We start from the raw sequence: 676 nt of genomic DNA, 5'->3' as shown, positions 1-676 counted from the left end.
AATTGCTACTTGCCCACCTGGTAGATACTCAACTCTATCACATCTTGCTGTCAATAAAATTTCTTCTGTCATTCGAGTATCTGACCAGCTCTTATTACACAATTGTCTGGTGTGTTCATTTGCAATCAAATTTTTTGGATCGATCGTAACTGTGAAATAAGTACCAAAGCACTAAGGGTAAAGGGAAAGAAAAGAATAAACATACTTTCATAATACTTTGTTTATTCAGCTTATCGGCAAAATAACCACCCCATAGGGACAATGCGATAAAAGGAATCGCCTCAGCCAATCCAATCAAACCGAGTGTAAGTGGATCTTTGGTAATTTGATACAGTGAATAGGCGACAATAATTTCTTGGATCAAAATTGCCAGTGTTAAGCAAAATTGATTGATCGTGACGATGGAGAAATCTCGATAGCGAAGCGCAGCAAAAGCATCCTGTGCAGGGGTCATAACTGTCCAGTTTTATCATGATGTGACGATTATAAAGATTAAATACAGATTTTCCTTATGAAAAATGATGAAATTTTCATCGGAAATTACACTGAATAACTGATAAATAGTGCAAGGTTTTGCTTTTGTTTTGTACAGAGATGATTTAGAATATTGCCTCCCTTACCTGCAGGTCGTACTCGCAATGGTGCGAACGTACCGAACAGGTGTTTAAAGAGGTTG

2 pseudogenes are annotated in these 676 nt (G+C 37.4%); both read right to left on the bottom strand.

Features of this window, described 5'->3' with window-relative positions:
* A pseudogene (locus ACJ5GX_RS03470) lies at nucleotides 1–144 on the bottom strand (WPE palindromic element domain-containing protein); the annotation flags it as partial.
* 7 nt (nucleotides 145–151) lie between these two features.
* Nucleotides 152–454, bottom strand: a pseudogene (locus ACJ5GX_RS03465) (hypothetical protein); the annotation flags it as partial.
* Between the last annotated feature and the right edge of the window lie 222 nt (nucleotides 455–676).

The organism is Wolbachia endosymbiont of Tuta absoluta, assembly GCF_059414725.1.
The sequence above is the reverse complement of the archived record's forward strand: the minus strand, read 5'-3'. Positions and strand labels throughout refer to the sequence as shown.